This window comes from Ruegeria sp. AD9 (assembly GCF_056542305.1).
Genome location: NZ_JBQFZP010000015.1, coordinates 37,490 through 50,496, shown reverse-complemented (window position 1 = coordinate 50,496; position 13,007 = coordinate 37,490). Strand labels below are relative to the sequence as shown.

Genomic DNA, 13,007 nt, shown 5'->3' with positions numbered 1-13,007 from the left:
TCAGCCTCCGATGAATGTATCAGCGAGGCCGATAACAGCGCCGACGACGATAGCGATTACCGGGCCTTTCAGCGAACCCCAGCCGAACACGTAGGCGAGACAGCCCCAGATGAAGCCGACAGCGGCAAGGCTGACGCCAACGACCTTCGAGTCGGCCAGCGTTTCGTTGATGAAATCGCCAATGGCATCTTGCAGCCAGCCAGCGGAGGCGGGCGCTGCTGTGATGATGAACGCAGTGATCGCGAAAAACGCCATCTGCTGGTAGAAGTGGGTTCTTTTCATGAGGAAGTGCTCACTTTGCTTAGGATGATCCGCACGTAATTGCGGGTTTCGGTGAAGGGGGGGACGCCGCCGTATTCGACGACGCGGTGAGGCCCGGCGTTGTAGGCGGCAAGCGCCAGCTTCCAGGTTCCGAACTCGCGGTACTGCGCCGCCAAATAGCGGGCACCACCGTCGAGATTTTCTGCAGGGTTCTTTGGGTTCACGCCCAGGTCTTTCGCCGTTCCGGGCATGAGCTGTGCGAAGCCATAGGCACCCTTGGGTGACAGAGCGTCAGCCCGATACCGGCTTTCCTGCCAGACCAGCGCCATGAACAACTCGGCCGGAATGTCATGGCGTTCCGCCGCTGCGTGGATTTCTTTGACGATCCGCTCCTGCGACCAGCCGCCCGAGGATCTGCGAGGCCGCGGTGCCTTGCCCGCAATCTCGATCTTTTCCTGTGGCTTGGCCTTCGGCGCTTCCGGTTTTTCGTCAAGCGTGTACTCACGCATCCGGATTGGCCGAACGACGCCATTGACGATTTCTGCCCGCGCACCGTTCAGAAACACGCTGCCATCCGGCTCGTATTCGATGACCTGGGCGCTTGCGCCGGTCGCCACAAATGCCGTGGAGACGAGCAGAAGGGGCCGCATTGCTGCGATCATTCGGATTTCTCCTTTGCTTGAGTTGGCGAGGAATTGGAGGGGTTCTGTTCGTCGCCGGTCGCGGCCACGTACTCATCAGTCCAGGACGGCGGAATGCTGACAGCATCCACCAACCAGCCTGCGAGACTTGCGTATTCTTCGCCACCAAGGGCCGAAGTCTTGCGAGCGATAGAGCGCGACAGAAACGAAGCTGCTACGCCGTGCTGCAGCAACAGCGAAATCAGAACGCACAGATCATGCAGATGGTATTCGAGGTCGCTGCCAGAGCGAAAACCGCCGCTATAGAACACTTCACGGGGTTTGATTGGCGACGCCGGATCATACCCGATGGTGACAAAGGCAGTGTGCCCTTGCGGAGTTTCAACGCGGCGTGTTTCAGCCAGCCGACGATCAGGAAGAACTTTGCGCGCAGGCTTGTTCATGACAAAGCTCCCTGCGCATCAAGTTCCGCTTGTCGGATTTGCATTGCGAAATCCACTTCAAGGCGCAGCTCAACGACCACTTCAAGCGGCATAACGATGTCCAGCCAGACACCCTCACGGATCAGGTGAACGTGATAGGTGGCGTTTGGGTAAACGAACCAAAGGGCTTCATGCCGGTTCAGAACGTCGCGCGCGGTGTCGGCGTCGATTGTGCCTGACAGGTCGCAACCGAATTTCAGGGTTGCGTATGAGTTGGCATAGTTTGCTCGGCTGCTGCTTTGGATGAGCGCAGCGGCCTTTTCCGGTGAAGCAAAGCGGAACAGCTCTTTCGGACCCAACGCCTTGTTAACGTCTGCGTGCAACTTCAAGGCTTTGTAGAGCCGATTTGCACGGACATACTCAAGATCATTGAGGACATGGAACATTTCGAGCGCGATTCCGAAAGCCGTGGCGCGGGCATCGCTTTCCAGCCAGTATTCGCGCATTCCGCGCTTGATGGTTGACCGTTCTCCGGCAAGGTGGCGGATTACGGTGAGAATGTCCTTACGGGCTTGCTCGAAGCTCTGGGCGGCAGGCACCCAGCGCCGATCAATCTTGCTTTCGATAGTGTCGAAGGCCACTGTGATCACCTTTCCGCCTTTCAAAAAATAGGTCAGTAGTTTTTACATAATTACTATTATGGGGTCGACTTCAGGTCATCTGAGCGGTGGGGAATCGGGTGCTGGGACACAGCACTGAACCTTCAGTGGCGCCGCAAAAGACCAATGTCTGGTTCGGATCTCTTAGTCAGATGTTTTGGCTGGAACGTTCGGATGTCCCGCGCGCCTCAATCGTCAGACAGCGCTAAGGGATCGGAGGTGCAGACGCGTTGTCTAGGTTTGCACCCATTGACTCTGTCGCGGTGCTGCCCAATCTAGGACCGGCATCTCGGACTACTGTTTTTACCATAGTACAGTTCTCTCTTGATGTTGGAGGAATGCCCGGATGGATTAAGGGCGTTTCTTGTCCTGTCGATTGTTGGCGCAATCGGCAGGACTGCTTATTGCTTAGTCGTTTCTCTCTGCTGTCATAAATCGTTGTTTTATCCTTTCTTTCAGCCGCACCAGGACTGGCGCTTGCCACCCGAGTACGGGCGCGCCAGACCTTCAGAAATCAGGATGGCCCCGACGTTCTGTCCAGACACGCGCCCAAGCGCCAAGAAGCGATCGTGGACGTCAAAGTGCAGCTCAATCTCAAGTTCAATTACGCCCGCGAAGTTGATGAGCTCCGTCAGCCGGTCCTTGGCTCGTAGACCCAAAGCTCTCTCAGCATCGCACTGAGCCCGGAATGTCTCAGGCGTATCAAACCCAATAAGCCGGTATCGGTCGTCACCATGGTCGATCGTGTCACCGTCAACGGCAATCACCTCGGATGCGCCGAGAGTCTTTGTTTTCCTAGCTGGTTCAATCCAAACTGCAGCAATGAACAAGGACGCGAGTGCAGCGCTGAGAAACAAGAGCCGTTTCATGCGCCCTGCCCCAGCATTTTGATGAGCCGGGTTCTCGAACGTGACCGATCAGGTTTTGGATTTCGCGTCCAGGGCCTGAGCTGCTTCGAGACCCTCTGGGGTAATCGACTCGATCGTATAGTCTGATTTGACGCAGAGAATGCGCCCATCACCAAATTCCTGATGATGCTTGAAGAGGCCCGGCCAAAGATCGAACTCTCTGGGCTCAGCGCCCGCTCGAGAGATCTTCGACTTGCACAAGGCCCCGACATAGTTCGGCGAGCTGTAAATGCAGTGGTACTTAGGTCGTCCAAGGGAAGCGAGTCCGATAAATTCGTAGCGGCATGTAAAGGGAACCTGATCCTCTTTCAGGCCCCGGACCATCTCGATGGTTACCACAGTGTATTGTCTCTTGTTGTCCGCCATGACGACCCCCTATGGGCCGTCTTCTACATCCAAAAGTTGTGGACTAAAACACAATCTACGTCAATATAAGAAAACCCGCCAATATACGATATTGGATTGTCAGAAATATATTGGCCGGATATTGCTTAGGCGATTCGCAAGCAGGAGAGACCATCTTGAAACACTCAAAATCCGGAAATCGAACTCGCGCGAAGGCCCTTGCAGTTGCACTCGCTGCACTGCCAGCCACGCAGGCTCGTGCCTATCCAATTGACTGTGCCATATTCCTTTGCCTCGCCGGGGGTTGGCCAAGTTCGGCTGATTGCGTCGCAGCCAAGGCGGAGTTCATTCGGCGCATCACACCCTACCCGGTCGAACCGCCGCTTCAACTCTGGCGCTGTCCGATGAATACGTCACACAGCCCCTCGGACTTGGGTCCTATGGAACGGTTGGAAGCCATCAAGCGCACCAGTGCTAGCCCAGTTCCAGAGCTTCCATCGGATGACACCGCTAAGCCAATACTGGTAGACGCAGCGATCTCGATAGGAAGGATCGATGCACATCACGGCCAATACGGTGACGGTTTCCAAGCCACCCCGATCAGCGTCGATCTTTCTTCTTCCGATTTCGACGTTGTGAGATCCATCAGGGTTTGGGATGTGCGCCACTACAGCTATCGCCGTCGTTCAAGGGAGGGAGATTGCGAGCGTTCGCTTGATCTTGTGGTTGGCACCTACGACGATAATACGAATTTTCGCTGGTCCGAGCGCGCTCCTGCCCCAATCCCTTACTGGCTGCCACTGGGCAATCGCTGTGAACCTCCCAGCTACTTCCGCGGCGTTGGCGTCGAGTGGACCGACACATTCGGGTTCAGCGACTACGAACTCATCCGATATTGAGGTGCTGACCTGCGGTACAACGCGTTGCTCCTGGCTATGCCACCAAAAATCGCCAGCTGCATTTTTAAACCAGGCCGATTGGCCCGGAGGAAAAACTTAATCCCAGAAACAAAAACCCCCGCAAGGCGGGGCCTCAGCGGGGATCTTCTTAAGTCACGTTTGATCACCTGATTTATAGGAAACTCCAAAATTACTGACAAGGACAAACGCATCTGTGCGAACGGTTTTTCTGTGTCTTTTTGCTGAGGTTCGAGCCGCCTTGCTTCCCCAATGAGAAGCAGACCATGAGACCGTTGAACCATTCCGAACACCCTGCCCCGCGAAGCCGCGATATCAACACTGACCTTTGCCAAATGAGGCCAAATCCATGAGCTTTCGGCAGATCGCATCCGCCCATCACCACGATAATATTCGCTTTCACAACGGCCTTCCTGAGGGCTGGAACCGTGACAGGTTACGTCAGCTCTGCGTGGGATATGCGCAGATCAGAGGCGCATCAGCCCAGTGTATTCGCACCTTAGAGATCATCATCGATATGATTACGCCATGTGCTTTTCGAGACCCGTCTCAGGAACCCTTTTGCTACGCGCGCCAGGAAACCCTCATTGCCGGGCGAGGCGTGACAGATCGGACAATCCACAATCACGAACGTGAGCTGGAAAGGATTGGTCTGATCGAACGCAGGCTTGGCGCAAATGGCGCGCGCTGTAAGCGCAAGAAGCTTGGACTCTTCCTGACCCCTGCCCTGAACCTCATTCCCGAGATGCGCGACGCGGACGTGCGCAGCAAGGCCGAGAAGAAAGAACAGGACGAGCTGCGCGGGGATCGATCACGGCTTTACCGATATGTGAAACATAGTCTGGCCGTGCTTCTCTTACTCCCCTGCCCTCCTGAAAGTCTGGAAGGCATGAAGGAGGAACTTCGATCCTGGCCGCGCGCCGACAAGTTGAAATACATGACGCTGGAGGCGCTCAAGCTACATGTTCAGGCGGCTTACGACCTTTGGAGCCGGATCGAAGAGCATGTCGCAAAACCCGGTGAAATTTCGGGTGAACCCGAAGCTTGTTTCGGGTGCCATATACAAGACCAAATTGAAGAAACAATTCTGTCCTGTAACGCCGATGGCGAGAGTTCAATGTCCTCGGCAAAAGCCTCGGAACCAGATTGTTCCGGCTCCGGGCCTGACGGCCCTCCGCATTGCTTAGAAAGCAATCATCCGACAGATACGGCATCGCGCAAGGCCCAAAAACTACCGCGGGTGAATAACCGCATCCTATATGAACTGGCCTCACCCGAGCTGCGCATGCATATCGATATCGCGGGTGGCGGAGATCAGAATTCCAGCCCGTCGCTCTACGCGATTGAGACCGGCGTTTGGTCGCGATTGTCGGAGATCGGCGCCAATGCCTCGGCTTGGCGTACGGCGATTGACCGATTGACCGTGATGGGTGCAATCCTGGCCGGGTTGATCACAGACGCGAGGCTGAGCGATCCACGGTTGCCGCCAGTGGTTAATCCGGGCGGATATCTGCGCGGTATGGTGCACGCAGATGAGCGCGGTGAACTGAACCTGATTTCCAGTTTCATGGGGCTTTTGGCGCGTAGAGCCCGAGAGGAGGAAGACGGGCTTCCGCAAGATCACTGCAGCGGGTTTTAGCCGTGCCGGGTTATGAGCCGCCAGCTTCTCCAATTCATGTGTCTCATCGGCAGGTTTTCGCTCCGTTTCCGCCTCCAGAACAGAACTGTATTCAAATGCATGATTGGCTACGGGAATTCCCGAGTGGTTTGTTCAGCTTTAGGTTGCTAAGCGGCCTCGACGGCAACGCGGAACAGAAAGACGATCTATGAAAATCGCGGACATTGGCAATTCTGAACTGGATTTCAGGCAGACCGGGGAGGCGCGCCTTCAGGAAATTTGTTCGAGGTTCGGACTGGAGAATGCGTCCTACGCCCATATCGACAAGCATCACAACGTTGTCCACGGCTGCACCACGTTCCCGGCCGAATGGGTCAGGCACTACGTCGACAACGACATGGTCCTGGTCGATCCCCTCATCCGGTTTGGCGCCGCAATGATCGCACCAATTGATTGGGCTGTGTTTGATGATCAGCGTGAACACGCACCGCTATTCGATGCAGCGAGAAAATTTGGTGTGGGTCAGCACGGACTATCCATTCCGGTTATCAATCCGTTTGGGGAGCGTGGTGTCTTTACGGTTACCTCCAACCTGCGCCGATCCGACTGGGACGCCTTGGTCGGGAGTATGCTCCCTGCCCTTCGCCACGAAGCGCAGGTCCTGCATCTACTCGCGCTCGATGTGATTGATACAGTTTTCAACTTTCCTACGGATGCGTTGTCCGATCAGGAGATGGATGTTCTGAAGATGCTCGCATCAGGATTGATCCCATCCGTAGTTGCTGGCCAGACGGGGCTCTCCTCCAGGATGGTGCATGCTTTGACGTCTTCGATCGTCACAAAACTCAAGTGCCGGACAACGGAACAAGCAGTGGCGAGAGCTGTCAGCACAGGTATTCTTAAATGGACCGATTTCTTTGCCGACCCGGTCGCCGAACTTGCGGATGTTGAAGGACAGACCCTTTGCGGCGGGATCGTGCGTTGGTCTGGAAGATCACACGAGTTGATCACCTTTGAAGATGGTCGAACGGTGCGGAACTTGGATAGCTTTCAGGCGGTTCAGGTCCAGGAAATTGCCAAAGACTTCAATCTGGATGCTGAAAGGATCCTCGAAGAACTTGGACCCAACCGGGATCAATGCGTGTGGATCAGGCATCTCTGAGTTCGGCCCACGTGCACCGCTTGATTTGCAAAATTGTGAGCAGGGGCAAGTTTCACATAATTTCACTTATGCTTCCGCAATCTGTAGCCGCAAAGCTCAAATGTCACCCATGAGCAATTCAGGAATGTCACTCTCGCCTGCGATGAGGACAGGCAGAGAGTTCGGGCATGGGGTGGGTAATGATGAGCGAGCCGGATTTGAGCCGCATTGTAGTCTTTCCGCAAACTGAGTTGGCCAGATTCGATCCTTTCCGGGCGTTGCAATTAGGTGTCGTTTATTTTTTCTTTGGCGATAGGCTCGTTGAGCAACGCCGTTAGCAGGGGGCATGAGGCCGTACCCTCGGTGCAGGTCTGCACAAGTTCTGCCAGTGCTTGCTCCAACCGTTGGAGGGCGGCGATTTTTGACCTGACGTTGTCGAGATGTCTTGTTGCGACGTCTTCGACGTCACGACAAGCTTGCTCGGGCGCTTTGGACAATTCGCGAAGTGCGCATGCACCCTGAATGGTAAAGCCAAGATCGCGGCAGCGTTTGATGAATCTGAGCTCGGAGATTTCCCGTTCCGTGTATGCGCGGCGTCCCGAGGCGGTTCGACCGGCTTTCTCGACTATGCCTTCCCGTTCGTAGTAGCGGATCGTCTCGACCGACAGACCGGTCAATCTCGCCGCTTCGCCAATCGCAATCATGTGATGACCTTTCCCTTGAACCTGTAGCTACTACAGGGTGCATGTTGTCGGTCATGATGTCGAATTTCACATACCGCGCGAAGCAAAAATCGAGGAAGTCGAACCGGCTTCCGCTCGAGTTCGTCAAAGCCGGAGAAAGCTGACCATGAGCAAGTTTGTTGGCGCAAGCTTTCTTGGATCGTTTACCGCACTTGGCGTTGCGACCTGCTGCATCTTGCCGATGGCCTTGATTTTGCTTGGCTTGGGAGGGAGCTGGCTGGCCGTATTCGGCAAGATCGCCGCCGCGAGTTATTACGTGCTCGGCGGTTCGACGGCCCTGCTGTTTCTCTCTGGCATCGTCGCGTATCGCCGTGGTTCGCTCGACCGCTTCAAATGGTGGCTGACAGGCAGTTTTGCGTTGACGGCCATCGCTTGGGTTATCGTGCTCAACGAAATCCGAATAAATGATTTCCTGATAACCTTGATGTGACGCCATGAGTGAAAAGCACCCGAACCTTGTCAGCACGATCATCTGCCCGGAATGTGGACATTCAAGGCCTGAAACGATGCCAACAGACGCGTGCCAGTGGTTCTACGAATGCACATCTTGCGGAAAAGTCCTGAAGCCACTTCCCGGCGATTGCTGCGTCTACTGTTCCTACGGATCGGCCCCATGCCCGCCAATTCAGGCGGGCGACAAATGCTGCGGTTGATACGGCGACCGGGATGTCGGTTTTGTCCGCAAAGCCGGTCATCAGGCTTTGCGGACGCAGGTATTTTTTCACCGTAGGCTGGAACTTGCCCGGTAGGACAAGGCAGGCGTGAAGTCACGGATCAACTGGTTTGCCGTGAAGAATGTCACGTAAACCAGGCAGCAGAAGCGAGCGCCGTGTTTGTCAGGATCTTGCCAGCGCCATCGGGAAATTATGCGGCCGGGTAGCTGGCGAACACCTCTGTGGTTCCATCCTTGCGGATCAGAAAGACGTCGAAGGCTTCGCGTTCACTTTCCGGCCCCATGCCCGGTGAGCCGAAAGGCATTCCCGGAACCGACAGTCCGACAGCATTCGGGCGTTCGCCCAGCAGGCGCCGAATGTCAGCGGATGGGACGTGTCCTTCGATCATGTAGCCCTCCACGCGACCCGTGTGGCATGACATCATGCCCTCCGGAATCCCATTGGCGGTTTTGTAAGCGTTCAAGGCCTCCCAAGCACTGTTTTCCACGCCTACTTCAAAACCTTCCGCCCGCATGATTTTGATCCACGATCCGCAGCACCCACAATTCGGATCCTTCAGGACATGGATTGAGGGACCGGTTTTCGCGAAGGCGGGAAGCGCCGCGCTGCACGCAATTGCCGCGGCTCCTTGCATCAAGCGGCGGCGGCTCAGGTTATTCATTGTCATGTTCCCTCTTGGGTAAACTTGTCTTAAACCGATATAAAATCGCACCGGTAGGATAAAAGCTGGACCGCATTTACAGGGCCGACTTGTCCGTCACCCTCCGACACTCATCAGATATGGCTTTCTGGGCGACGCAGGGATTTCTCACAATGATCTGGCGCAAACTCTGCTCGGAAGCGGAACCCTCGCTCTCCTTTTTTCGCTGCACCTGCCGTTCTGGGTCCTGCTTGGCAATAACCCGGTTCGCAAGCAACGCCGCTACCCTCCGTTCAAGGCCGGAATTGCGCCTATTTCTCACTGCTGCGTTCTATGGCGCCCACGATCGAACAGTTCTGAATTCCACCACGCCCCGGACACGCCGCGATCAGCTCGTCCAGATTGTTCCTCAACCGTGCAAGCCCTTCGATCCGTTCCTGAATTTCGTCCCGCTTTTTGCGCGCTCTGGCCTGCATCGCGACGCACTCGGTATTTGGTGCCGTGCGCAACTCCAAAATTTCCGCGATTTCTGCCAGCGAAAATCCGAGCTTCTTAGCGCCGGATATGAATTTCAGCCGCCAAAGCGTGTCACCACCATAGTCCCGCGCGCCGCCGTCAATTGGGCGCGGCGGCTGAGTGACAAGGCCCTTCTTTTCATAAAATCTGATCGTCTCGACGCCTATCCCGGTCTCGCGCGCGGCCTGGCCGATCTTGAGTGGTTGCATCGCGGTCTCCCTCCGTCACCGTCATCTTGACACCGTATCATGATACGGAGGTTAAAACATTGAGGTCTTGGTAGTTGCGAGGATGTCAAATGCGGACCTTCCTGAAACGGTGGCTGCTGCCGATATTCGGCTCCGCCCTGGCGCTCTATCTGGTGTTTGCGCTCTACGGCAGCCTCGATTTTGCGCTGTTTCTGCAGGGCCTGCGCGGAGCCAACATGTTCTGGATCGCGATTCTTGCCGCCACCATCCTGCTGGAGCAGCTGATGAGCGGCTGGAAGTGGCGGCAGATCCTGTTCGACGTGAAACCCGTCGGCACCCTGCGGCTGACGGGGGCGCTACTGGCAGGTTATGGCGCAAATGTCCTTGTCCCGCTCGGCATCAGCCCGCTGGTCCGGGCCTGGCTGGTTGCCCGGCTCGACCGCTTGAAGATGGCGACCGTGCTTGCAACCGCGATCATCGCCCGGTTCCTCGACGGCGTCGTTTTCGCCCTTTTTGCCGGAGCGGTGGCCGCCGCCGGCCAGATTCCACAGATCGAGGGTGACCTGCGGCTGGGATTGAGCGTTGCGGGCCTGTTGAACCTGATGCTTTTCGGCAGCCTGCTTTGGGTTCTGTTCCGGTTCCGCGCGTCACTTCTGAGCGAGGACCCTCTGGTCTGCCGACTCTTCGACTGGGCTGCCGCCCGCATCGGGGCCGATGGCGCGTATCTGCGCACCGCGCTCGGTGAAGGGATCGTCTGGCCACAGGCACGGGCCCGCCGCGTCGCCGCCATTGCCGCAGCCATTGCGGGTAAGCTGGTGGCGACAACCCATTTCCTGTGGGCCGGGCTGGCGGTTGGCGTGGTGCTGAGCGCGTGGGATTACCTGTTCCTGATGGTGTTTGCCGGGTTCGCCATGGTTCTGGGTCGTTTCGTGCGCATCCCGGCGAGCTTTGTCTTTGGGGCGGGGTTCGCGCTCAAGGTGCTTGGCGTTCCGGACGAAACCGCCCTTCTGATGATCCTGTTCAACTATGTGCTGACGATCCTTCTGGTGGTCGGGATCGGCCTGACGGTGTTGTGGCAGAGCGGCATCGACATCCGCCGCGCCCGGGCGGAGGCAGAGGCGGCGAATGGCAAGGCGTAATCCCGAAGACACGAGATTTTGGCGCATCGCCGGTGCTGGTGCGGTGTTTCAGGGCGGGTCGGCGGCGGTGGACAGCGCGACGGTGGTGGCCAGTCTGGTGCATATGCTGACCGGTAGCGCGCTGGCCGTGGGCTATGCCAGCACGGTCCTGCGTCTTGGTTGGCTGCTGCCCCAGTTCGCGGTGGGCTACCTCGCCGAGCGCACCGATCGGCGGATGCCGTTCTACGCCCTTGGTGCCTATGGGCGGGCGATCACGGTCGCGATGATCGGTATTCTTCTGTGGTGGGGGGCCGACTGGCCTCAGGTCGATTGGCCTCCGGTTCCGCTGGCGCTCGGGATGCTGGGATTGTGGACGGTCTATGCCTTTGTCAGCGGCGTGGTCGCGGTGCCCTACAACGACATCGTCGGCCGGGCGATCCCGTCCGAGCGCCGCAGCCGGATGTTGGCCTGGCGCTTTTTCGGCGGCGGTGTTCTGGCGGTTCTGGTGGCGGGCTTTCTGCGACACGCGCTCGACGTGATGCCGCCGCTCAGGGCCTATGCGCTGATCTTCTGGCTCGGCGCGGTGCTGATGATCGTCTCTGCGACGCTTTTTGTCTCCGCGGGTGAGCCCGCTACCGCTGCAAGGGCGCCACGGGACCGTCCTGCCAATCTGTCTGGATTTCTGCGCGAAGGTTTCTCGACGCTGCGGCAGGACCACCGGTTCCGGCTGTTCCTGATCTTCCAATGGCTTGGTGCAGCGACGCTGATGGCGTTGCCGTTCTATGTCGTTGCCGCCAGCCGCAGCGGCCTCGGGGCGGCGGATGTCGGAACGCTGTTGGCGGCGCAGACTGTCGGCGCGCTGGCCTCGAATCCGCTCTGGGGCCACATCGGAGACCAGGCGGGCAAATTGCGCCTGCTGGGGATAGTGGCACTGGTGCGTCTCGGACCTCCGGTGCTGGTTTTGCTGCTTGTGGTCACGGGTTCGGGGCTGACCGGTTTCGCGGTGCTGTTCTTCCTGATCGGCGCGATGATGAACGGGGTGACCATCGGCTATCTCGGCTATTTGCTGGAGATCTCGCCCGACGACCGCCGCCCGGCCTATTCCGCGTGGTTCAACAGCTTTGCGGCCCCGGCGGCGCTGGCGCCGCTTGTGGGCGGTGTGGTGGTCAGCATGATCGCCATCGAAGCCGTGTTCATCGCTGCGATCCTGGCCGCGCTGGGACAGGTCGCGATCGCCGCGCGGCTGACACGGGGTTGAAATAGCACCTTGTTCAGGACCAAAGCGTTTCCTCTCAACCCGCAATTCAGATGCGATCCTGTCAAAAGGCAAGATGGCATGTCTAAACATGGGCGAAGCAGAAAACGTTGAGCGCAGCGATTAGAATTGTTCCGTTCAGAACATGACGGCGAGGTCTCTTCTCGAAAACTCCAGAAAGCGGGGTACATGTCGAATTCCGCCACATAGCATCGCGGCGCTGATCGAGGGATATTCGAGGACTGACAAACGAACTTGGTGAGGCACGCGCCTCTGAACAAAGTTCACCGCGCCGTCACCCAATTTTGACCCGTGTGTCGGTGACGAACTCGTAAGGGGGCAGATCGAGGTTGCGGGGCGCGGGGCCTTTCCGAATTCTGCCAGACGTGTCGTAATGTGAACCGTGACACGGACAGAACCAACCGTCCCAGTCTCCGGTGGGTTCGCTGCCGCCCTGCCCGAGTGGTATGCATCCCAGATGGGTGCAAACGCCAATAACTACCAGCCATTCCGGTCGCTGTACGCGCTCGGCGTCAGGTTGCGGGTCGATCATTGGTGCATCGTCTTCTGCTATCGCCAGCGCGATCCGCTCTTTAGTCCGGTGGTCGATAAAGATCGGCTTGCCTTTCCATTTAACAGTGATCCTCGTTCCTGGTCCGACACCTTCAAGATCTATGTCGACAACGGCTTGGGCGGAGATGTCTGCACTGGGGTTCATGCTGTTAACAAGTGGCCAGACCGCCGCGCCCGTGGCCACGATGGCGGCACCGCCGGTGACGAAGTATAAGAAATCGCGCCGAGTTTCAGGCTCTGAAGGTGCCTGTCTTTCAGAAAATTCAGACATATTGTTCCTCCTGTGCGTCAGGACGGGTTCATCGAATGATAGGACTCGGACGAGGTGGATCAGTCGCCTTGGTCCTCTTCTTCACCGCGATGCCCCATTCCCTATTCATCAGAGTGA

17 protein-coding genes are annotated in these 13,007 nt (G+C 57.3%); 7 read left to right on the top strand and 10 right to left on the bottom strand.

All coding sequences use genetic code 11. From position 1 onward, the window contains the following. The 6 genes from ACR0AM_RS17720 to ACR0AM_RS17695 form a co-directional block, all read right to left on the bottom strand. On the bottom strand, positions 1 to 282 hold the full coding sequence (locus ACR0AM_RS17720; RefSeq protein WP_152460685.1) for an HAD family hydrolase: 282 nt from the start codon (positions 280 to 282) through the stop codon (positions 1 to 3). Continuing rightward, a complete protein-coding gene (locus ACR0AM_RS17715) occupies positions 279 to 923 on the bottom strand; it encodes a lytic transglycosylase domain-containing protein (RefSeq protein WP_152460686.1) in 645 nt (214 codons plus the stop codon). The genes ACR0AM_RS17720 and ACR0AM_RS17715 overlap by 4 nt, the downstream gene beginning before the upstream one ends. Continuing rightward, complete coding sequence (locus ACR0AM_RS17710) at positions 920 to 1,345, bottom strand: TSCPD domain-containing protein (protein ID WP_152460687.1); 426 nt, start codon at positions 1,343 to 1,345, stop codon at positions 920 to 922. The genes ACR0AM_RS17715 and ACR0AM_RS17710 overlap by 4 nt, the downstream gene beginning before the upstream one ends. Further along, entirely contained in the window at positions 1,342 to 1,965 is a 624-nt protein-coding gene (locus ACR0AM_RS17705) for a hypothetical protein (RefSeq protein WP_152460688.1), read from the bottom strand. The genes ACR0AM_RS17710 and ACR0AM_RS17705 overlap by 4 nt, the downstream gene beginning before the upstream one ends. A gap of 473 nt (positions 1,966 to 2,438) precedes the next feature. After that, the gene (locus ACR0AM_RS17700) at positions 2,439 to 2,852 is read right to left on the bottom strand and encodes a thermonuclease family protein (RefSeq protein ID WP_170417964.1); all 414 of its coding nucleotides are present in this window, start codon (positions 2,850 to 2,852) and stop codon (positions 2,439 to 2,441) included. A gap of 48 nt (positions 2,853 to 2,900) precedes the next feature. Beyond that, a complete protein-coding gene (locus ACR0AM_RS17695) occupies positions 2,901 to 3,257 on the bottom strand; it encodes a hypothetical protein (RefSeq protein WP_142638830.1) in 357 nt (118 codons plus the stop codon). 155 nt (positions 3,258 to 3,412) lie between these two features. Between ACR0AM_RS17695 and ACR0AM_RS17690 the strand changes: the two genes are divergently transcribed. From ACR0AM_RS17690 to ACR0AM_RS17680, 3 genes are all read left to right on the top strand, one after another. Further along, positions 3,413 to 4,135 carry a hypothetical protein gene (locus ACR0AM_RS17690; RefSeq protein WP_170602107.1) on the top strand — a complete coding sequence of 241 codons (723 nt, stop codon included), beginning with the start codon at positions 3,413 to 3,415 and terminating at the stop codon, positions 4,133 to 4,135. A gap of 367 nt (positions 4,136 to 4,502) precedes the next feature. Further along, positions 4,503 to 5,792, top strand: a complete 1,290-nt coding sequence (locus ACR0AM_RS17685) for a helix-turn-helix domain-containing protein (protein WP_170417959.1) — start codon at positions 4,503 to 4,505, stop codon at positions 5,790 to 5,792. A 187-nt stretch (positions 5,793 to 5,979) separates the two neighbouring features. After that, positions 5,980 to 6,933, top strand: a complete 954-nt coding sequence (locus ACR0AM_RS17680) for a LuxR family transcriptional regulator (RefSeq protein WP_170417956.1) — start codon at positions 5,980 to 5,982, stop codon at positions 6,931 to 6,933. Between the two features lie 263 nt (positions 6,934 to 7,196). Here ACR0AM_RS17680 and ACR0AM_RS17675 read toward each other — a convergent pair whose 3' ends face one another. Beyond that, on the bottom strand, positions 7,197 to 7,616 hold the full coding sequence (locus tag ACR0AM_RS17675; RefSeq protein WP_170417953.1) for a MerR family transcriptional regulator: 420 nt from the start codon (positions 7,614 to 7,616) through the stop codon (positions 7,197 to 7,199). Positions 7,617 to 7,761: 145 nt separating this feature from the next. On the opposite strand from ACR0AM_RS17675, the gene ACR0AM_RS17670 reads away from it, so the two are divergent. After that, positions 7,762 to 8,085: a hypothetical protein gene (locus tag ACR0AM_RS17670; RefSeq protein ID WP_170418031.1), complete on the top strand. Its 324-nt coding sequence runs from the start codon at positions 7,762 to 7,764 to the stop codon at positions 8,083 to 8,085. Between the two features lie 4 nt (positions 8,086 to 8,089). Continuing rightward, positions 8,090 to 8,308 carry a GDCCVxC domain-containing (seleno)protein gene (locus ACR0AM_RS17665; RefSeq protein WP_237215937.1) on the top strand — a complete coding sequence of 73 codons (219 nt, stop codon included), beginning with the start codon at positions 8,090 to 8,092 and terminating at the stop codon, positions 8,306 to 8,308. A 211-nt stretch (positions 8,309 to 8,519) separates the two neighbouring features. Here ACR0AM_RS17665 and ACR0AM_RS17660 read toward each other — a convergent pair whose 3' ends face one another. Together ACR0AM_RS17660 and ACR0AM_RS17655 are read right to left on the bottom strand one after the other, a co-directional pair. After that, the gene (locus ACR0AM_RS17660) at positions 8,520 to 8,996 is read right to left on the bottom strand and encodes a DUF411 domain-containing protein (protein ID WP_170417950.1); all 477 of its coding nucleotides are present in this window, start codon (positions 8,994 to 8,996) and stop codon (positions 8,520 to 8,522) included. A 284-nt stretch (positions 8,997 to 9,280) separates the two neighbouring features. Beyond that, positions 9,281 to 9,694, bottom strand: coding sequence for a heavy metal-responsive transcriptional regulator (locus ACR0AM_RS17655; protein ID WP_170417943.1), 414 nt, complete (start codon positions 9,692 to 9,694; stop codon positions 9,281 to 9,283). Between the two features lie 89 nt (positions 9,695 to 9,783). Between ACR0AM_RS17655 and ACR0AM_RS17650 the strand changes: the two genes are divergently transcribed. Together ACR0AM_RS17650 and ACR0AM_RS17645 are read left to right on the top strand one after the other, a co-directional pair. Further along, on the top strand, positions 9,784 to 10,812 hold the full coding sequence (locus tag ACR0AM_RS17650) for a lysylphosphatidylglycerol synthase domain-containing protein (RefSeq protein WP_170417940.1): 1,029 nt from the start codon (positions 9,784 to 9,786) through the stop codon (positions 10,810 to 10,812). Continuing rightward, positions 10,799 to 12,049, top strand: coding sequence for an MFS transporter (locus ACR0AM_RS17645; protein ID WP_170417937.1), 1,251 nt, complete (start codon positions 10,799 to 10,801; stop codon positions 12,047 to 12,049). The genes ACR0AM_RS17650 and ACR0AM_RS17645 overlap by 14 nt, the downstream gene beginning before the upstream one ends. Positions 12,050 to 12,341: 292 nt before the next feature. Here ACR0AM_RS17645 and petA read toward each other — a convergent pair whose 3' ends face one another. After that, complete coding sequence (petA, locus tag ACR0AM_RS17640) at positions 12,342 to 12,890, bottom strand: ubiquinol-cytochrome c reductase iron-sulfur subunit (RefSeq protein WP_050605700.1); 549 nt, start codon at positions 12,888 to 12,890, stop codon at positions 12,342 to 12,344. Positions 12,891 to 13,007: the final 117 nt, after the last annotated feature.